The sequence below is a fragment of the Cellulomonas fulva genome (assembly GCF_018531375.1).
GTDB classification, from domain to species: domain Bacteria; phylum Actinomycetota; class Actinomycetes; order Actinomycetales; family Cellulomonadaceae; genus Cellulomonas; species Cellulomonas fulva.
Genome location: NZ_JAHBOH010000001.1, coordinates 730,792 through 750,437, shown reverse-complemented (window position 1 = coordinate 750,437; position 19,646 = coordinate 730,792). Strand labels below are relative to the sequence as shown.

General features: G+C 72.6%; 11 protein-coding genes and 2 tRNA genes. 9 read left to right on the top strand and 4 right to left on the bottom strand.

All coding sequences use genetic code 11. From position 1 onward, the window contains the following. Nucleotides 1-152: 152 nt before the first annotated feature. Nucleotides 153-560: a DoxX family protein gene (locus tag KIN34_RS03285; protein WP_214346616.1), complete on the bottom strand. Its 408-nt coding sequence runs from the start codon at nucleotides 558-560 to the stop codon at nucleotides 153-155. 113 nt (nucleotides 561-673) lie between these two features. Here KIN34_RS03285 and KIN34_RS03280 point away from each other — a divergent pair, with 113 nt between their 5' ends. The 5 genes from KIN34_RS03280 to KIN34_RS03260 all read left to right on the top strand — a co-directional run bounded on the left by KIN34_RS03280 (nucleotide 674) and on the right by KIN34_RS03260 (nucleotide 8,921). Next, nucleotides 674-1,063, top strand: coding sequence for a YchJ family protein (locus KIN34_RS03280; protein ID WP_214346613.1), 390 nt, complete (start codon nucleotides 674-676; stop codon nucleotides 1,061-1,063). A 46-nt stretch (nucleotides 1,064-1,109) separates the two neighbouring features. Then, on the top strand, nucleotides 1,110-2,402 hold the full coding sequence (locus tag KIN34_RS03275; protein WP_214346610.1) for a threonine/serine exporter family protein: 1,293 nt from the start codon (nucleotides 1,110-1,112) through the stop codon (nucleotides 2,400-2,402). 62 nt (nucleotides 2,403-2,464) lie between these two features. Further along, a tRNA-Ser gene (locus tag KIN34_RS03270) sits at nucleotides 2,465-2,557 on the top strand. Between the two features lie 184 nt (nucleotides 2,558-2,741). Next, the gene (locus KIN34_RS03265) at nucleotides 2,742-3,548 is read left to right on the top strand and encodes an LppX_LprAFG lipoprotein (RefSeq protein ID WP_214346607.1); all 807 of its coding nucleotides are present in this window, start codon (nucleotides 2,742-2,744) and stop codon (nucleotides 3,546-3,548) included. A 174-nt stretch (nucleotides 3,549-3,722) separates the two neighbouring features. Next, the gene (locus KIN34_RS03260; RefSeq protein WP_214346604.1) at nucleotides 3,723-8,921 is read left to right on the top strand and encodes a lamin tail domain-containing protein; all 5,199 of its coding nucleotides are present in this window, start codon (nucleotides 3,723-3,725) and stop codon (nucleotides 8,919-8,921) included. Nucleotides 8,922-9,041: 120 nt separating this feature from the next. On the opposite strand, the gene KIN34_RS03255 is transcribed toward KIN34_RS03260, so the two are convergent. Continuing rightward, nucleotides 9,042-9,500 (bottom strand): GatB/YqeY domain-containing protein, encoded by a 459-nt coding sequence (locus KIN34_RS03255; protein WP_214346601.1) that lies wholly within the window; start codon nucleotides 9,498-9,500, stop codon nucleotides 9,042-9,044. Nucleotides 9,501-9,629: 129 nt separating this feature from the next. Here KIN34_RS03255 and KIN34_RS03250 point away from each other — a divergent pair. Continuing rightward, a tRNA-Arg gene (locus KIN34_RS03250) sits at nucleotides 9,630-9,702 on the top strand. Nucleotides 9,703-9,828: 126 nt separating this feature from the next. On the opposite strand, the gene KIN34_RS03245 is transcribed toward KIN34_RS03250, so the two are convergent. Next, nucleotides 9,829-14,253: a beta strand repeat-containing protein gene (locus KIN34_RS03245; protein WP_214346598.1), complete on the bottom strand. Its 4,425-nt coding sequence runs from the start codon at nucleotides 14,251-14,253 to the stop codon at nucleotides 9,829-9,831. 146 nt (nucleotides 14,254-14,399) lie between these two features. On the opposite strand from KIN34_RS03245, the gene KIN34_RS03240 reads away from it, so the two are divergent. Together KIN34_RS03240 and KIN34_RS03235 are read left to right on the top strand one after the other, a co-directional pair. Further along, nucleotides 14,400-16,220 carry an MSCRAMM family protein gene (locus KIN34_RS03240; protein WP_214346595.1) on the top strand — a complete coding sequence of 607 codons (1,821 nt, stop codon included), beginning with the start codon at nucleotides 14,400-14,402 and terminating at the stop codon, nucleotides 16,218-16,220. 105 nt (nucleotides 16,221-16,325) lie between these two features. Beyond that, nucleotides 16,326-18,800: a glycogen/starch/alpha-glucan phosphorylase gene (locus tag KIN34_RS03235; RefSeq protein WP_214346593.1), complete on the top strand. Its 2,475-nt coding sequence runs from the start codon at nucleotides 16,326-16,328 to the stop codon at nucleotides 18,798-18,800. Nucleotides 18,801-18,944: 144 nt separating this feature from the next. On the opposite strand, the gene KIN34_RS03230 is transcribed toward KIN34_RS03235, so the two are convergent. Then, nucleotides 18,945-19,103 carry a hypothetical protein gene (locus KIN34_RS03230; protein WP_214346591.1) on the bottom strand — a complete coding sequence of 53 codons (159 nt, stop codon included), beginning with the start codon at nucleotides 19,101-19,103 and terminating at the stop codon, nucleotides 18,945-18,947. Between the two features lie 127 nt (nucleotides 19,104-19,230). On the opposite strand from KIN34_RS03230, the gene KIN34_RS03225 reads away from it, so the two are divergent. Further along, nucleotides 19,231-19,611, top strand: a complete 381-nt coding sequence (locus tag KIN34_RS03225) for a DUF5997 family protein (protein ID WP_214351731.1) — start codon at nucleotides 19,231-19,233, stop codon at nucleotides 19,609-19,611. The last annotated feature ends 35 nt before the right edge of the window (nucleotides 19,612-19,646 follow it).

The following is a 19,646-nucleotide window of genomic DNA, read 5'->3' as shown; positions in this document are numbered from 1 at the left end:
TGATACATCCGGCTCCGCGGCGGCTGACCCCGCGCGGCTCGTCGGACGGGCACCAGCAGACTCCCGGGCGCCCCGGGTGGTCAACTCAATAGGCTCACAGCGGAACGGCTGCCCGGGGCACAGGACCTTGCGTCAGCAGGGACCGGCCGGCGTCAGCGCCCCGCGCCCGCTGCCCACCGCACCAGCGGCCACTGCAGCGGCAGCCGGGCGACCGTGATCCCCGCCCGCGCCAGGCGGCCGCGGGTCGGCCGTCGCCGCGCCGCGCCGACGGAGTCGACGGCCATCTGCACGTTCGCCGGGAAGACGACGACCAGCAGCGCGGCGCTCACGAGCCCGGCGGGCCGGCGCGTCCGGGGCGTCAGCATGCCGACCGCGCACGCGAGCTCGGCGACGCCGGACCACAGCACCACGGGCCGTGCCGGCAGCGCGCGCGGCACGATCGGCTCGAACACCCGCGGCCGCACCAGGTGCACGGTGCCGGAGACGAGGAAGGCGAGCGCCACCCCGCGGGCGCCGCGGCCCAGCGGACCGGGCGGGCGGAAGCCGGACGACGAGGTCATCGCACGATCCTGCGGCAGCCCGCCGCGTGCCGCGACTCGCCACCGCGCGCCGCGACCGGCCACCGTGGCCTCGTCGTCCCCGGCGTGCGGGACCCGACGTCGATACTGGGGCCGTGACCCCGACGCGCTGCCCGTGCTGCACCGGTCTGCCGTACGACGAGTGCTGCGCGCCGCTGCACCGCGGCGCGCGGGCCGCGGCGACGGCCGAGCAGCTCATGCGCTCGCGGTTCAGCGCGTTCGCCGTCGGGGACCCGGCTTACCTGCGCCGCACGTGGCACCCCTCGACGCGGCCGTCCGAGCTGGCGCTGGACCCCGACCTGCACTGGTACCGCCTCGACGTGCTCGCGACGAGCGCCGGCGGCCTGCTGGACGCCGCAGGGACCGTGGAGTTCGAGGCATTCCACCGTGGTCCCGGCGGTCGCGGCTCGCTGCGCGAGGTGAGCCGCTTCCTGCGCGGGCGCGAGGGCTGGCAGTACGTCGACGGCGACGTGAGCCGCACGTAGTCCGATCGGCCCAGCCCCGCGCGCGGCGGCACGCCAAGATGGTCGCGTGCACCCACCGCAGGCCAGCTACCCGGACGACGACGAGCTCGACCTCATCCGTCGGTCCGGCGCCGCCCTCCAGGTCGGCCGCCTCAGCCTGTCCGGCGGCACCGGCTCCTACCGCGTCAAGGCGTCGATGGCGCGGATCGCCCGGGCGATGGGCGTCGACCGGCACGAGGCGCACGTGACCCTCACGGAGATCACGGCGACGTCGCACCGCGGGCGGTCGTTCCGCACGGAGGTCGCGGAGGTGCGCGCGGTCGGGGTCAACGCGGACCGGCTGGCGCTCGTCGAGCGCATGGTCACCCGGTTCGAACGGCGGCACGACGAGACGGGCGAGCCGGTCCCCGTCGCGGAGGTGCTCGACGAGACCGCGGCGATCGCCACCAAGCCGCCGCTGTACCCGGCGCTGCTCAACGCGCTGTGGTCCGCCCTGGCCTGTGCCGCGTTCGCGTTCCTCAACAACGGGGGCGTGGTCGAGGTCGGCGGCGTGTTCGTCGCCGCGGGCCTGGGCCAGCTGGTGCGCCGATTCCTGCTGCACCGCGGCTACAACCAGTTCGGCGTCACGATGCTCGCGGCGACCACCGCGTGCTTCAGCTACCTCGCGCTGGTCACGCTGCTGCACGAGCTCGGCGCGATCGAGACGCGGCACGAGGCGGGCTACGTCTCCGCGGTGCTGTTCCTCATCCCCGGGTTCGCTCTGGTCACGGGCGCGCTCGACCTCGCGCGGCTCGACTTCTCCGCGGGCGTCTCCCGGCTCACCTACGCGCTCATGATCCTGACGTCCGCGGCGCTCGCGGTCTGGGCGGTCTCGAGCATCGTCGGCCTCCAGCCGGACCCGCCGCCCAAGCCGGACCTCGATCCGGCCGTGCTCCTGGCGCTGCGCCTGCTCGCGAGCTTCGTCGGCGTGCTCGGGTTCGCGCTGATGTTCAACAGCCCGTGGCGGATGGCCACGCTCGCGGCGGCGGTCGGCATGGTCGCCAACGTCGGTCGCCTGCTGCTCGTCGACCACGGGATGGTGACGCAGGCCGCGGCCGCGTGCGCCGCGCTCGTCGTCGGCGTCCTCGCCGCGTACCTGGCACCCCGGCTGGACGTCCCACGCGTGACCGTCGCCGTGCCCGCCGTCGTCATCATGGTCCCCGGCGTGCTGGCCTACCGCGCGATCTTCTACCTGTCCGACGGCGACACCCTGCAGGCGCTGGTCTACGGCGTGCAGGCAGGGCTCGTCGTGATCGCGCTGTCGATCGGGCTGGCCGTGGCCCGCATGCTCACCGACCGGACGTGGGGCTTCGACCGCTGAGCGCGCCCTCGTCGGACGGGTTTTGCTGCACGACGACCCGCCCGGGTACCCTGTCCGCACTTGGAGACGTCGCATAGCCAGGTCTAGTGCGCGGCCCTGCTAAGGCCGTGAAGGGGTCAACCCTTCCGTGGGTTCAAATCCCACCGTCTCCGCCAGCGATCCGCCGTCGACACGTCGGCACCGTGCACTCCCCGGAGACGCGCAACCGGGTGAACGGCGCACGCGCCCGAAGGTCCGTGCCGCGACGTGCCGATGGGGACTCGACTGCTCGGTCCACGAGCGCCGGAGCCGGACCGCGCCACCGGATCGATCCCCAGGGGAGACCGCACGATGCCTGCCATGCGTGTCCTGACCGTCGTGTGCTTGACGACACTGGCCGTCACGGTGCTGACCGGGTGCGGTTCGGGTGCCGGGTCAGCGGCGCCGACGTCGTCGATCGCGACACCGAACGCGTCGACCACCTCGTCGCCCACGGCGGATCCGGCGGACGAGCCGACGACCGAGCCGACGACCGCGAGCGTCCAGATCACCGCCGACACCATCGTCGACATCGTCACGAGCCGGATGATCGAGGCCGGGAGCGTCCACTTCTCGATGACCAACGAGATGGCCGGAGTCGAGCTCGAGGGCGACATGGAGTACACCGGCTCGACGCCGAACGCGCGTCTCACCGTGGCGGGACAGAACATCCGGACGCTCGAGATGCTGATGGTCGACGGCGTCACCTACGTCAACGGCGGCGCCATGACGCAGGACAAGTACGTCGCGTACCAGGAGGACGACCCGGAGAACCCGTTCGCCGGGTTCGGTCGGGACTTCGACCCCTCGGGCACCATGACCGGCCTCGGCGACGCCATCTCCTCCGTGACCGCGCGCGACGAGACCCTCACCATCGACGGCGCTCTCGTCCGCGCCTACGACGTCGCGATCGACACGTCGCTGATCGAACCGGACCAGCTTGTCGCGGAGACGAGACTGCCGGACTCGCTCGTCTACACGTACTGGATCACCGACGACGGGTCGCTGTACCGGGTCGAGATGGAGATCCTCGGTCGGCGGATGACGGTGTCGTACTCGGGCTGGGGCCAGGACATCGAGATCGAGGCGCCCGCCTCCTCGGAGATCACGGACGTCTCGCCGTTCTAGGATCGTGGGCGGCGCCCGATCGAGCCGGAGCGCCGACGGGCCCGCGTCCCTCGGACGGCGCTCTCGTCGAGGCGTGACAACTTGTCACCTGCGCGTCGCGCGTGCGCTGGGATGCGTTCACCTGGGAACGGGAAGGTCTGCGCGGACCACCCCCGATCCCTGGAGCGCTCCCCCATGCCCTCGCGCACCTCGCGGCACGTCGCCGCACTCGTCGCCGCCGCACTCGTCGGCACCGGCCTCACCCTGGCGGCTCCGGCCAGCGCCGTGGCCGCGCCGCCCGCCCTGCTGATCACCGAGATCAACGTCGACTCCTCCAACCGCACCACCGCCGCGGGCACCAGCTCCGACGCGTGGGAGTACGTCGAGGTGCACAACACCACCGGCGCCGCGATCGACCTGACGGCCGACGGGTACTCGGTGGTCTACCGCAGCGGCTCCACGGAGAAGGTGCTGAGCTACCCGGCCGGCACGACGGTGCCCGCCCACGGGACCGTGGTGCTCTGGGCGTACAACAGCGGGTACAGCGGCACGGCCGCGCTGAGCGACGACGACTTCCGCGCGTTCTACGCCGGCAAGGGCGTCACGGACGAGTACACGCTGGTCCGGCTGACCGGCCAGGACGGCCTCAACAACGGCGGCACGACGATGTGGCTGCGCCGCACCGTCGAGGGCGTCACCAGCGACATCGCGCAGGTGACCTGGACCGCGGCGGACAAGGGCGTCGACCTGCCGGTCCTGTTCGGCGTGCCCGACGAGGGCTCGGCGGTCCAGCCGGTCTTCGCGCAGCAGCAGGCCCCGACCCCGGGCGTCGTCGTCCCCGCGCAGGTCGGGCAGGCGGCGCCGGACCCGGAGCCGACGACCGAGCCCACCACCGAGCCGACCGGTGAGCCCACCACCGAGCCGACCGGCGAGCCCAGCGTCGAGCCGACGACCGAGCCCACGACCGAGCCGACCGGGGAGCCCACGACCGAACCGACCACCGAGCCCACGGACCCGCCGACGACCGACCCGGACCTCGACGCGCCGATCCTGCAGGTCACGGAGATCGCGCCGGACACGGACAACCTCGCCGGGGCGGACGCGTACGAGTTCATCGAGGTCTACAACGCCTCCGACGCCCCGGTCGACTTCGACGACTTCACGATCGACTACCTGTACGTCGACGCCAACGCGATCGAGACGAGCTCGGCGCTGTGGCCGGCCACGCCCACGGACCCGGTGATCCCGGCGGGCGGCACGTTGGTGCTCTGGATCAAGAACGGCGCCAACGACGCGCTGACCGCGGCGGACTTCAACGCCGAGTACGGCACGCACCTGAGCGGCGACCAGCTGGTCGAGATCCGGTCCGGCGGCATGGCCAACGGCGGGCCGCGCGGCATCGAGGTGCAGACCAACACGGGCGAGTCGGTGAGCCGGGCGTACTGGTTCACCGACGCGCAGACGACGCCGACCACGGCGATCCAGTACGCCTGGAACCCGGAGGCGGGCGAGCACCTGTGGGCGCCGGCGGACCCGACCGGGCACGAGCAGACGCTCGTCGGACTGGCCGCCCCGACGCCGGGCCGCGTGAGCGCCACGCAGGTGCCTGCCGGCCTCGTCGCGACGCCGGAGGACACGCACGCCCCCGTGGTCACGGACCTCACCGGCGGCACGGAGTCGCCGGAGGGGTCGGGCGCGCTCGAGCTGCTGCTGGACGTGACCGACGACCACCAGGTCCGCACGGTCGCGCTGACGGTGGACACCGATGTCGACGAGCCGGCCACGCACCTGCTGCAGGCCGCGGCGCCGCACCGGTACGCGTACGCGATCCCCGAGGTCGACCTGTTCGGCAAGGAGTGGGTCGAGTACTCGGTCCGCGCCACGGACGGCACGCACACCACCACGTTCGGCCCGGTGCGCGTCGACCTGCGCGAGGGCGACACGGACGCGCTGCGCCTGGACGTCACCGACGGTCAGTACGTGGGCGGCGAGCACCGGGTCGCGGCGACCACCGACGACGACCCGGCCGACCTGACGGTCGCGATCGACGACGAGCCGGTCACCGACCTGGTCCCGTCGCTCGAGCGGGCGCCGGTCTTCGCGTTCGAGGCGACGAACACCGACGCGTTCTTCCGCAACGGCGTGAAGCTGGGCGACCAGGTCCTGACGGTCTTCGACGAGGGCTTCTACGCCCGGACCGTGACGGTCACGGCCGACGTCCCGGTCGAGCAGGTGCTGCGTGGCCAGGAGCTCACGGTCGGCATCTACGCCGGCACCAAGGCCTGGCCCGAGCCGGACGTGAACGAGAACAACGACGACTTCTCCGCGAAGAACATGCGCCTGGCCCTGCCGGACGGCCGCGTGCTGCGGCCCACCTCCTGCGGCGTCGCGGGCGAGGCGGCCGGCAACGAGTACCACGCGATCGCCTGCCCGGACCCGGCCGCGAGCATCGGCTTCAAGGACGCGTCGCTGGTCTACATCACGGCGACGTTCACGCTGCCCGACGACGCGTTCACCTCGCTCGCGCACGTGTGGGACACGACCGCGGTCGCGGACGGCGAGCACACGGTCACGGCCGCGGTGGCCGTGGGAGAAGGGACGACGAGCGTCACGCGCACGGTCGTCGTCGACAACACCGCGCCGGAGGTGACGACGCCGCTGGTCGACGGCCGCCTCTACCGGGGCGACCTCACGGTCGACGCGGACGCCACGGACGCGGGCTCGGGCGTGCGGAGCCTGACCGCCACGCTCGACGGCGAGCCGGTGACCCTGCCGCACGCGACCTCGTCGCTCGAGCTCGAGACCGGTGACCACGTCGTCGAGCTCGTCGCCACCGACGCGCTGGGCAACACCACGCGCCGCTCGATCACGTTCGGCACGCCCGACGAGCAGCCCGCCGCCGAGCTCGTCGAGCCCGGCGACGACGCGACGCTCGCGCCCGGCGACGTGGTCCTGCAGGCCACGCCGACGAGCCCGCAGGACGACGAGCTCGACGTCCAGTTCCGCGAGGGGCACGCGTTCGCGGCCGACGACGAGACCGTGACGGTCTCGTCGGGCACCACCGGTGTGGCCGCGGGCGAGGACCTCGAGCCCACCGTGCTGGACGCCGACGAGCTCGCGAAGGTCGTCGGGACCGACGGCATCGCGAGCGAGGTCTCGTCGGACACGGCCTTCCCGTACCAGCTGTTCACGGTCGAGGTGCCCGCGGACGCGGGCGACGACGCGCAGGTGCGCGTGGCCTGGGCGGGCTCGGCGAACGCCGACGCCAAGGTGCTGATGTACGTGCGCGGCGCGGACGGCTGGGAGGAGGTCGACCGCCACCTGACGACCGAGGGCGGCGCGACGGACTTCACGCTCGACGCCCTGGTCCCCGTCGGGGGACACGTGACCGACGGCAAGGTCACCGTGCTGGTGCAGCACTCGGAGGGCTTCGCGGGCGACGTGCGCTCGACGCGCTCGTCGGACGTCACGCCGTACCACCCGGACGCGACGCCGCGTGACCAGTACGACTTCACGATCGCGTGGGAGTCCGACACGCAGTACTACAACGAGACGCCGGGCTTCTACCCGCACCAGCTCGCGATCCACGACTTCCTGCTCGAGCAGCGCGACCCGCTGAACCTGCAGTACCTGATCCACACCGGCGACATCGTCAACGTGTCGAGCGAGCAGGCCCAGTGGGAGCGTGCGGACGCCGCGTACGCGAAGCTCGACGAGGCCGGGCTGCCGTACGGCGTCCTGGCCGGCAACCACGACGTGGGGCACGCGGACGAGGACTACACCGAGTACTCGAAGTACTTCGGCGCCGCGCGCTTCCAGGACAACCCCTGGTACGGCGGCCAGCTCCAGGACAACCGGGGCCACTACGACCTGGTGAGCGCGAACGGCGTCGACCTGCTCCTGCTGTCCATGGGCTGGGGCCCGGGCGACGAGCAGATCGACTGGATGAACGACGTCATCGCGCGGTACCCCGAGCGCAAGGTCTGGATCAACCTGCACGAGTTCATGCTGACGACGGGCGGGCTCGGCCCGATCCCGCAGCGCATCATGGACGAGGTCGTGGCGACCAACCCGAACGTGTTCGCGGTGAGCTCCGGGCACTACCACGACGCCTACACGCGCACCGACGAGTTCGACGACGACGGCGACGGCACCGCCGACCGCACGGTCTACTCGATGCTCTTCGACTACCAGGGCCTGCCCGAGGGTGGCCTCGGCTACCTGCGGCTCCTGCACTTCGACAACCAGGGCGAGCGCGTCGTCGTGCGCACGTACTCGCCGTCGCTCGACGACTTCGACTCCGACGACGCGTCGCTCAACAGCCCCGCCGGGATGCAGGAGTTCGAGATCCCCTACGCGGCCGTCGGGCTCGCGTCGACGACCAAGACGCTCGCCACGGACTCGTTCCGCGCCGACGTGCTGACCTCCAAGGTCATCGCCTCGATCGACGACGTGCCCAGCGGCACCACGGTCACCGCGGTCTGGCGTGACGTGCCGGCCGGCGAGCACGGCTGGTACGTGCAGACCACGGGTCCCTTCGGCGGCGTGGACCGCTCCGCGGTGCGCACGTTCGTCGCGGTGACCCCGCCGGCGGTGCCGGGTGCCCCGACGCCGACGATCAGCGGCACCGCCGCGGTCGGCTCGACCCTGCGGGCCGTCACGGGGACCTGGACGCCGGGCACGACGCTCGCGTTCTCCTGGTTCGCGAACGGCACTCGGATCACGGGCGCCACGTCCCCGACCCTGACCCTCGCGCCGGCCCAGCTGGGCAAGAGGATCACGGTGCGGGTGACCGGGTCGCTCGCGGGGCACACGGCGGCCGCGCGGACCTCGTCGGCCACCCCGCCGGTGGCCGCCGGGCGCCTGCGGGCGGTGACGCCGAGCCTCGTCGGGACCGCGAAGGTGGGCGCCAGGCTCACGGTGCGCACCGGCTCCTGGGGGCCGGCGCCGGTCGCCCTGCGGTACCAGTGGTCCGCGAACGGCGTGGCGATCCCCGGCGCGACGTGGTCGTCCTTCACCCCGAAGGCGGCCCAGGCGGGCAAGCGGATCACGGTGCGCGTCACCGGCTCGCGTCCTGGGTACGCCACCGTCGCCCGGACCTCCGCGCCGTCGAAGGCGGTCGCGAAGGGCACGCTCGTCGGCCCCCGCCCGAAGGTCACCGGCACCGCGAAGGTGGGCAAGCGGCTCACCGCCACCCGCGGCTCCTGGACCCCGGGCACCCGGTTCACCTACGCCTGGTACGCCGACGGCCGCCGCATCGCGAACGCCACGTACTCGTCGTTCACGCCCGGCACGGCGTACGCGGGCAAGCGCCTCACGGTCCGCGTCACGGGCACCCAGCCGGGCTACACCTCGCTCACCCGCACCAGCCCGGCGGTGACCATCCGCCGCTGACCCCGACTCCCTGCATCCACCGCAGTGGCTCGGTTCAGTGAAGCGGTGGTTGTGCGACACGCCGTGTCCGATGCGGCGTGTCGCACAACCACGCGTTCACTGAAGCAGCGGGCTGGGTGGTCAGCTCGCGAGGGTGGTGCGGACCAGGGCGCTCAGCTTCTTGCCGTCCGCCGAGAGGCCCGCGCGCGCCGTGGCCTCCTTCATCACCGCGCCCATGTCCTTCATGGACGTGGCGCCGAGGTCGGCGACCACGGCGGTGACCAGGGACTGCAGCTCGTCGTCGGACAGCCGCGCCGGCAGGTAGGTCTCGATGGTGTCCGCCTCCGAGGTCTCCACGCCCGCGCGGTCGTCGGCGCCGGCCTGCGCGTAGATCTGCGCGCTCTCGCGGCGCTTCTTGACCTCCCGGGCCAGCACTGCGAGGACGTCGTCCTCGGTGAGCTCCTTGACCTCGGGGCCGGCCTTCTCCTCGGCACGGACGGCGCCGATCACCTGGCGCAGGATGCTCGTGCGGTCGGTGTCGCGCGCCTTCATGGCGGTGGTGAGGTCGGCGGTCAGTCGGTCCAGCGTCGGGCTGCTCATGCGCCCATCGTCTCGCGCGGCGTCGCCCGTGCGCACCCGAGATCGCCGGCGTGCGCACCGTCACGTCGATCCGGTTTGGGCACACGGCGGGCCGACCTGTATCGTCTACCCCGGTCCTGCTGGGACCGCGCGCCCGTAGCTCAATGGATAGAGCATCTGACTACGGATCAGAAGGTTGGGGGTTCGAGTCCCTTCGGGCGCACAGAAGAAGGCCTCTGACCAGGCGGGAACGCCGGCCAGAGGCCTTCGTCGTTCGGGAACCACACCACGCCACACCCACGCCGGGCCAGGGCGGCGGCACGCGTGAGGCGTGCCGCCGCCCTGTCCGTCAGGCCCGGCGGCGGACCGCCAGGGCCAGCGCTGCCCCCGCGACGACGAGCAGGACGGCCAGGCCGGCCAGCGCGCCCGCCTCGCTGCCGGTGACGGCGAGGTCGTCGCCGTCGCCGGTCTCCGGCGTGGGCGACGCCTCCGCGGTGGGCTCCTGCGTCGGGTCGCCCGTCGGGTCCGGCGTCGGGTCCGTGGTGGGGTCCGGCGTCGGGGTCGGGTCCGTCGTGGGGTCCGGGGTGGGGGTGGGCGTCGGCGTGGGCGTCGTGTCCGACGGGTCGGTCACGACGATGGTGACGGTGCGGGTCTCGCGGTTGCCGTCGCCGTCCTCGACCTCGTACTCGAGGACCACCTCGCCGACGAAGCCCGGGTCGGGCGTGTAGACGAGCGTCCCGTCGACGACCTCGACCGTCCCGTGCTCGGGCTCCTCGACACCGACGACGGTCTCGTCTGGTCCGGTGACGTCCACGACGACCGCGGTGTCGTTGGGTGTCGTGACGCGGCCGTCGGTCGGCGTGACCTGCGCACCGATCGCGACGGTCACGGTCGCCGTGCTCGTCGTGCTGCCGTCGCTGACCGTGTAGGTGAACGTGACGACCCCGGTGAACCCGGCCGCGGGCACGTACGTCGCGACGCCGTCCGCGTCGACCGTGACGGTCCCGCGCACGGCGCCGGACGCGTCGCGCGGCGCGCTGACCCCGGTGACCGTGAGCGGGTCCCCGTTCTCGTCGGTGTCGTTGGTGAGCAGCGGGATGCGCGCGGTGACGCCGGGTGCGGTCACCACCTCGTCGTCGACGGGGGCGGGCGCCGCGTTGGCGACGGTCACGACGAGCGTCGCCGTCACGGTGTCGGTGCCGTCGGAGACGGTGTAGCTCACCGTGACGTCGCCGGCGAAACCGGGGGCCGGCGTCACCGTCAGGGTCCCGTCCGGGTTCACGACGACCTGCGCGCCGTGGTCCGCGGTCGCGCCGACGACCGTCAGCGTCTGGTACGCCGAGTTCTCGTCGGACGCGGACGTCAGCACGTCGACCGTCACGGCGGTGCCCGTGGCGGTGCCGGCTGCCGTCCCGTCCGCGGTCGGCGCCGCGTTCGTGACCGTGACCGTGACCGTGGCGGCGTCCTGCGTGTGGCCGTCGGTCGCGGCGTAGTCGAACGTGACCGTGCCGGTCCAGCCCGTGGGTGGCGTGTAGACCACCCGGCCGTCGACGACCGCGACCTCGCCGCGCACCACGTCGTCCTGGTCGCGCGGCGCGGTGAGCGAGCCCGCGACGATCGTGAGGGTCTCCTCGTCCCCGTCGGTGTCGTTGTCGAGGACGTCGACCGTCACCGCCTGGGACGTGCCGGTCGTCGCCGTGTCCGGCACGGCGACAGGGTCGGTGTTCGTGACCGTCACCGTGAGGGTGCCGGTCGCGGTGCCGCCCGCGCCGTCGCTGATCGTGTAGGTCACGACGACGTCGCCGACGTACCCGGCGTCGGGAACGACGGTGAGCGTGCCGTCGGACGCGACGGTCACGGTGCCGTGGGTGGCGGTGGCGCCGGTCACGGAGAGCTCCTGCGCCCCGAAGCCCGCGGTGAGGTTCGCGTCGGTGTCGTTCGCCAGGACGTCGACGCCGGTGAGCGTCGCGCCCACCGTCGTGCCACGCGTGTCGGCGTTCGCGACGGGCGCGGCGTTGGCGACCGTCACGGTGAGGGTCGCGGTGTCGCTGCCGCCGCGGTCGTCGGACACGGTGTAGGTGACCGTCGCGTCGCCGACGAAGCCGGTGGCGGGCGTGTAACGGACCTGGGTCCGGCCGTCGACGGTCACGACGCTCGCGGCGCCGTGGCTCGGCGTGCCGACGGAGGTGACCCGCAGGTCGTCGCCGTCCGGGTCGGTGTCGTCGTCGAGCACGTCGACGACGACCGCGGTGGCCGACGGCGTCGTGGCCGTGTCGTCGGCCGCGACCGGCGCCGCGTCGAGCGTGACGGTCACCGTCGCGACGTCGAAGGCGCCCGCCCCGTCCGTGACCCGGTAGGTGAACGTCACCTCGCCGCCCGCACCCGTCGCCGGCGGCGTGTAGCGGAGCTGGTTGCCGACCACCGTCACGCTGCCGCGCGCGGGGCCGGACTCGACCGTGACCGTGAGCGCGTCGCCCGCGTCGGGGTCGACGTCGTCCGCCAGCACGGGGATGGTGACGGCGGCGCCGCCGACGAGCGCGTCGGCCTCGTCGTCGCCCGCCGTCGGCGCCGAGTTGATCTGCCGGCCCGTGACGGTGACCGTCCCGGCATCCGACCCGCCGCGGGTGTCCTCGACGACGTAGTCGAACGTGTCGGTCGCGCCGACCGCGAGACCGCCGGCCGGCTTGGTGTAGGTCACGGCGCCGTCGGTGAGCGTCACCGTGCCGCCCGCGGCGGTCGTGAGCGGGCCGGACGTGACGGTCGTCGTGCCGACGGTGATGCTGCGCACCCGCAGCGCGTCCCCGTTGGCGTCGGTGTCGTTGCCGAGCACCGCGACCGGGGTCGCCGTGGCGGCGGGGACGTCGACGTCCAGGTCGACGGGGTCGTCGACGGCGGTCGGTGCGGTGTTGACGACCTCGATGACGACCGTGCCCGTGGCGGCGTTGCCGTCGGCGTCGCGCACCGTGTAGGTGAACGCGTCGCGTCCCGCGAAGTCCGGCTCGGGCGTGTAGCTCACCGTGCCGTCGCCGCCGTCGACGAGCGTGCCGCGCGCGGGCATCGTGGACCCGACGACCGTGAGGCCGGTCTCGGACGCGCCCGCGAGCAGGTCGACCGTCGCCGAGGCGACCGTGGGAGTCGGGACCAGCACCGCGGTGTGGTCGCGGACGGTCGGCACACCCGTCGCGCCGCCCACGGGCACCACGTTCAGCGTCGTGTTGGTCACCGCGCCGGTGACGGTCCGCGTGGTCGCGCCGCGCGACGTCACCTGCGCGATGTTGAGCAGCTCCTGGCCGGCGCGCACCGCGCTGTCGATCGTGACCGTGAACTCGACGACGTAGCGCGGGGTGGTGCCGGTCGACACCGGGACGTCGCCCAGGGCGGCGCGGATCGCGCCACCGGTGGCCCAGGTCGTGTCCGGGACGTACGTGCCGGACGCCTCGTCCCCGTCCATGACCGGGTCGCGCGTGATGCTCAGCGAGCCCGGCACGTACGTCGTGCCGGTCGGGATCGCGTCGTACAGCACGGTGCCGGACGCGACGTCCAGCCCGGTGTTCTCGACGATCACGCTGTACGTGAGCTCGTCGCCCACCGTCGTGGTCGCGCTCGCGTCGCGGTCGACGAGCGTGACGGACTTGTTGCCGTGCACGTTCGGCTCGTACAGGTCGGTGGCGAACGTGACGAGGCCGATCCAGTACTGCTCGCTCGAGGTGGTGGCCTTGAGGGTCGCGCTCGTCGCGCCGTTCGGCAGGATGCCGTCCGCCGCGAACAGGTCGGCGTCGAACCCGAGCTGGTTCGCGTAGTCCGGGTTCTGCCCGGCGCTCACGCGCGTGCCCCGGTCGCTGATCGTCGAGTTGAACACGTCCGTGGTCGGGTTGAGCCCGTCGCTGAGGTCCGTCGAGTTGAGCGTGAACCGGTCACCGGTCGAGCCGCGGTCGCCCTCGTAGGTGACGGCACCGAGCGTGGTGCGCACCGCGCCGCTCGGCGGCGTCAGGAAGCCGCTGACGTCGAACGCGACCTCGCGGCTGCCGACGGCGTTCTGGATCTCCGAGAACCCGCGGAACACGCTGAGGTTGCGCATGGGCAGCGTCGCGTCGGAGACCGCGACGACGAGCGACCACCCGGCGAACGTGTTGTCGGTCCCGGTGGTCGACTGGACGTTGCCGACCGTGTAGCTGCCCGAGCCGGCGGCCGTGACGACGTCGGTCACGTCGAGGTAGGCCTGGTAGCCCTGCGTCGCGCTCGTCTCGGCGAACCACGTCGACGTGATAGCCCGGCCCGCGACGTCCTCGCCCGCGTCGCTGTCGACCTTCAGGTACGCCGTCTGGCGCTTGGCCGCGTTGCTCGACGTCGCGTTGCTCGTCGACGTCCGACCGCCCCACACGAGCGCCGCGAACAGCACCGAGCTGTCGTCCGGCACGGTGAGGCGGGCGGACGACGAGTTGAACGTCGTCGCGCCGTCCGCCAGCACGTCGACGAACGCACCCGTGAAGTTGTTGTTGCGCACGGTGCTGGTGAGCGACACGTCGTTGCTCGCGCGTGCCGTGGCGCAGGTCCCGGACCCGGTGCCGGAGGTGGTCGAGCACGTCATGAGCGTGTTGGCCGCCATGAGCACCGTGCCGTGCGCGTTCGTCGAGAACACCGGTGTGAACGGGGCGATGTTGGCGGCGCTCGCGGGCAGCGACCCGCCGAGCAGGGTCGCCGCGAGGACGGCGAGGACGGCGAGGACGCCGGTGAGCGCGCTGAGCCGGGCGCGCCAGGAGCGGGTGCTGGGCATGATGGCCTTCGGGAGGGGACGGGTCCCCCGGAACATCGACCCACCGTGCCCCCGCATGAGGTCTCGATCGGGTGATGGACAAGGCCGTGCACCACCCGGGGCTGGGCACTGTCCCGCGGCGCGCGCCGACCTGGTAGGAACGACCCATGTCGTCGCTCTCCCTCCCCCCTGCACGGCAGGCGCCGCGCGGTGGGAGCCGCGTCCGAGCGGCGCTCGTCGGCGTCGTCGCCGCGGCGCTGGCGCTGAGCGTCGTGCCGAGCACCGCCGCCGAGGCGGCGGTCGCCACGATCAGCGGCGTCGTGAAGGTCGACGGCCGGCCGCTGCCCGCCGTCGGCGGTCGCGGTGCCCGGGTCACGGTCACGTACTGGGAGCCCAGCACGGGCGTGCGGAAGTCGGTGCTGTCCGACGCGGAGACCGGCGCCTACGCGATCCGGGCACCCGGGACGGCTCCGTTCTACGTCTCGGCCAACGTGGTCGGCGACTTCCGCGAGCGCGGCCGGGAGCTGGCCGGGTTCGCCCCCGTCTTCGTCGGGCGGTCCGGTGCGCACGCCTACGCCTCGCAGATGCTCGAGCCGCTGCCGACGCTCGTCGGGCCCCGGACGCTGGCGCTCGAGCTCGATCGCACGGGCTCCGTCGCGGTGGTGGGGACCGACGCCGCGCGCTACGACAGCATCGCGCTGATGGCCGCCGACGGGAGCCAGGTGGCCCAGGGCGACGGCCCCACGACCTGGCGGGACCTGGTGCCGGGCCGGTACTCGGTCAAGGCCGTCAGCACCCTGCAGGAGCCCGGCGCCCTGGCCACCCCGTCCTGGAGCACCGAGCTGGGCGAGGTGGTGGTGCGCCCGGGCGAGCGGACGACGGTGACGCCGGATCTGGGGGACGTGTCGGGTGAGGTGTCCGGCGTGGTGCGCCATGGAGGGACCCCGGTGCCGGGCGCCACGGTCGACCTCGAGCGCGCGTCGACGATCGCGGGGATCGGTGGTTTCCCCGCCGGCGGCTGGGCGCGGGTGACGACGGACAGCAAGGGTCGCTACCGGGTGGGTCCCGGCATCCTCCCGCTCGGGTCGTACCTGGTGACGGCGACGTCGGACTCTCTCGGTGCGGTCCCGCAGACGGTCGAGCTCACCGCCGACACGGTCGCCACGCACGACGTGGACGTGCGACGGACGGGCGCCGTCTCGGTGAGCACGGGCGCGGCGACGGCCGATCACCAGGTCGAGATGGCGCTCGCGGACTCGGCGAACCGCACGGTGACGGACGACGTGACGCGCTCGACGGGTGGTTCCCGGAGCCTGCACGCGGTCCCCGGGACGTACACGCTCGTCGTGCACGACCTCACCGCCCGCACGTACCTGAAGCGCGAGGTCGTGGTGACGGCGGGGCGGACGACGACGGTGGCCCCCCAGCCGATGCGCGCGACGGTGCGGATCTCGGGCGTGGTGCAGAACGGCGGAGGACGGCCGTCCTCGGTCTGGATCTACGGGCCGGCCCAGGACGGGAACGGCGCGGCGTACACGCGGACCTCGAGCTCGGGCTACTACGTGCTCGAGAGCGTCGTCCCGGGCAGGCGTCAGCGGCTCAAGGTCAGGGGCTTCACCGACTCCGGCAGCCAGATCGACCGGTGGGTGAGAGTCGCGCCCGGGGTGCCGTTGGCGACACGTCTGCCGGATCCCGCGGGTGCGATCACCGGCCGGCTGACGTTCGACGGGCGACCCTACCGAGGCCTGCTCGTGGCCGAGGGTGCGCGCGGCCACGAGTCCATCCAGGTGAAGAGCACCGGCGAGTTCGTCGTCCCCCCGCTGCGGGGCTGGGGCTCCCACGTCCGGCTGAGGACGCTCGGCCTGCCGGCCTCGGTGGGTGACGTGCCGTTCCGGCTCGTGCTTCCCGCCGCTGTCCGCTCCGTCACCACACCGTCGTCGGGGACGACGCTCGACCTGGGCACCGTCGACCTGAGGCTCCTGCGGTAACGGGTCACCCGAACGGGTGAACTCGCGGGGCGATACGAGCACGTACGCAAGATTTGCAAGGACTTACGTCATCCGCCGTACACACGATCTGGCTACGGTGGACCGGTGACGGCAGACACGACACCCCCCATCGCGACGCGTGAGCACACCGTGGACGGCTTCGTGCGGGAGTTCCTGCGCGAGCTCAACTTCGGCCAGGGCGTGGACCTGACGCGGGCCTCCGCGAACGACAAGTACCTGGCGATGGCGCGCACGGTGCGCCACTACCTGATGACCCGCTGGCTCTCCACGCTGCGCCGCCAGGGCCAGCTGCAGGCCAAGTCGGTGGCGTACCTGTCCGCGGAGTTCCTGCTGGGTCGCCAGCTCGACAACGCGCTGCTGGCCGCGGACCTGCAGGACATCGTGCGCGAGGGCCTCGCGAGCCTGGGCATCGACCTGGACGAGCTGCGCGAGGAGGAGGTCGAGCCCGGCCTGGGCAACGGCGGCCTCGGCCGGCTGGCCGCGTGCTTCATCGACTCGCTCGCCACCATGAACGTCCCGTGCATCGGCTACGGCATCCGCTACGAGTACGGGATCTTCCGCCAGACGTTCGTGGACGGCTGGCAGGTGGAGAAGCCCGACGACTGGCTGCGCCTGGGGTCGCCGTGGGAGTTCCCGCACCCCGAGTCGGCGGTCACCGTGAGCTTCGGCGGGAGCGTCGAGCAGTACCAGGACGACGACGGCGTGGTGAAGCGCCGGTGGGTGCCGGGCTGGTCGGTCCAGGGCGTGCCCTACAACTACATGGTGCCGGGCTACGAGAACGGGCGCGTGAACACGCTGCGCCTGTGGAGCGCCCAGGCCACCCGCGCGTTCGACCTCCAGATCTTCAACGCCGGCGACTACGCCGAGGCCGTGCGCGCCCAGACGTTCGCGGAGAACATCTCCAAGGTCCTGTACCCGGAGGACTCCACGCCGCAGGGCAAGGAGCTGCGGCTGCAGCAGCAGTACTTCTTCGTCGCGTGCTCGATCAAGGACTTCGTCGACCAGGTCCTCCCGGAGGACTTCGACCTTCACGACCTGCCCGAGCGCATCGTCTTCCAGCTCAACGACACCCACCCGGTGATCGCGGTCCCGGAGCTCATGCGCGTGCTCGTCGACGAGAAGGGGTGGGACTGGGCGGACGCCTGGTCGGTCACGCAGCGGTGCTTCGCGTACACGTGCCACACCCTGCTGCCGGAGGCGCTCGAGGTGTGGCCGGTGGACCTGCTGGGCCGCCTGCTGCCGCGGCACCTGGAGATCATCTACCGCATCAACGACGAGTTCCTGGCCGAGCTGCGCGAGGCGTACCCGGACGACGAGCTGCGCGTGCGCCGCATGTCGATCATCGCGGAGTACCCGGTGCGCGCGGTGCGCATGGCCTACCTGGCCACGGTCGCGGGCACCAAGGTCAACGGCGTCGCGGCGCTGCACAGCCAGCTGCTGCGGGACAAGGTGCTCGACGACTTCGCGGGGTACTGGCCGGACAAGTTCACCAACGTCACCAACGGCGTCACCCCGCGACGCTTCCTGCGGCTGTCCAACCCGGGCCTGTCGACGCTGGTCACCGAGGCGATCGGCGACGGCTGGGTCACGGACCTCGACCAGCTCCGGGGGCTGGAGCCGCTGGCCGACGACGCCGAGTTCCGGCGCCGGTTCCGGGAGGTCAAGCACGCCAACAAGCTGCGGATCGCCGACGTCCTGGCGCACCGCGACGGCATCACGGTCGACCCGGACACGATGTTCGACGTCATGGTGAAGCGGCTGCACGAGTACAAGCGCCAGACCCTCAAGCTGCTGCACATCGTGTCGCTGTACGAGAAGGTCTCCACCGGCAAGCTCGCGATCGGCGACGTCACGCCGCGCACGTTCGCGTTCGGCGCCAAGGCGGCGCCCGGCTACGTGATGGCCAAGCAGATCATCGGGCTCATCAACGCGGTCGGGGCGACGATCAACGAGGACCCGGCGCTCGAGGGCCGGCTCCGGGTCGCGTTCCCGGCCAACTACAACGTCACCCTCGCGGAGACGCTGATCCCCGCGGCCGACCTGTCGGAGCAGATCTCGCTCGCGGGCAAGGAGGCGTCGGGCACGGGCAACATGAAGTTCATGCTCAACGGCGCGCTGACGATCGGGACGGACGACGGCGCGAACGTCGAGATCCGCGAGCTCGTCGGCGACGAGAACTTCTTCCTGTTCGGGCTCGACGAGCCGCAGGTGGCCGAGCTCGTGGACCGCGGCTACCACCCGTCGGCGTACTACGAGACGAACGTGGACCTGCGGCACGCGCTCGACCTGATCGCCTCCGGCGCGTTCTCCGGCGGGGACCGGACGGTCTTCGAGCCGATCGTGTCCAACCTGCTCAACGAGGACCGCTTCCTGGCGCTCGCGGACTTCCAGGCCTACGTCGACGCGCAGGCCAAGGTCGACGCGGCGTACGCGGACCCCGAGGCGTGGACCCGCTCCGCGGTGCTCAACGTGGCGCGCGGCGGCTTCTTCTCCTCGGACCGCTCGATGCGGGACTACATCGACCGCATCTGGCACACCCCGCCGGTCCCCCCGGCCTGACACCGCCCGGACCGGTCGTCACCCCGAGACCCAGAACGCCATCGCTCCGGCTCTGAACCTCTAGAGCCGGAGCGATGGCGTTCTCGGGGTGGGGGTCGGGGGGTCCGGGGGCGGGGACCGGGGGGCGGGGGCGGGGGCCGGGGGTTATCTGCCGACGGGGCGGTTGCCTCGTCCGACGAAGACGAGGACGACGCCGACGACGGCGACGATCAGACCGACGTAGATGAAGAACTGGCCGAGCCCGGCGAGGCCGAGCACGAGCAGGACCAGGCCGGCGATGATGAGCACGAGCCACAGAGCCACGGTGCGTCCTTTCGGGTCGTGGAAGAGTCGCTGAACCCTCTCACCGGTCGGCCGGGCCCGCACGGCGAGCGCGGGCGGGCCCCGGCGCACCGCCTAGGCTGGGGTCGTGCCCAAGAAGACGCAGGAGATGAAGCCGTCCACCGCAGCGGCGAAGCTCGACGTGTACCTGCCTGCGACGCCCGAGGAGTTCCGCACCGGCACGGTCACGCGGGACGAGCTCGCGGAGCTCCAGCGCAACCCCCCGCAGTGGCTCACGGACCTGCGGCGCAACGGGCCGCACCCGCGCAACGTCGTCGCCGCGCGCCTGCGCGTCTCGACCTCGGGGCTCGCCCGCGCGGGGATCACCGACCCGCTGACCACCGACGAGATCAACGCGCTCGTCGAGGAGCCGCCGGAGTGGCTCGAGCGGGAGCGGCAGACCTTCGAGGAGGTCCGTCGCGAGGAGCGCCGCCTGGCCGCGCGGGACGCCGACCGGCGTGCCGAGGAGGCGCGCACCGCGGGCGACTGAGCCGCCCCCGGACCGCGGCGCGCTCGATCCTTCCC

What these genes read in the sequence shown, in the direction of transcription:
- KIN34_RS03285 (WP_214346616.1), bottom strand. Translation starts at nt 560, where the DNA reads ATGACCTCGTCGTCCGGCTTCCGCCCGCCCGGTCCGCTGGGCCGCGGC.
- KIN34_RS03265 (WP_214346607.1), top strand. Translation starts at nt 2,742, where the DNA reads ATGCGTGTCCTGACCGTCGTGTGCTTGACGACACTGGCCGTCACGGTG.
- KIN34_RS03260 (WP_214346604.1), top strand. Translation starts at nt 3,723, where the DNA reads ATGCCCTCGCGCACCTCGCGGCACGTCGCCGCACTCGTCGCCGCCGCA.
- KIN34_RS03255 (WP_214346601.1), bottom strand. Translation starts at nt 9,500, where the DNA reads ATGAGCAGCCCGACGCTGGACCGACTGACCGCCGACCTCACCACCGCC.
- KIN34_RS03245 (WP_214346598.1), bottom strand. Translation starts at nt 14,253, where the DNA reads ATGCCCAGCACCCGCTCCTGGCGCGCCCGGCTCAGCGCGCTCACCGGC.
- KIN34_RS03240 (WP_214346595.1), top strand. Translation starts at nt 14,400, where the DNA reads ATGTCGTCGCTCTCCCTCCCCCCTGCACGGCAGGCGCCGCGCGGTGGG.
- KIN34_RS03225 (WP_214351731.1), top strand. Translation starts at nt 19,231, where the DNA reads ATGAAGCCGTCCACCGCAGCGGCGAAGCTCGACGTGTACCTGCCTGCG.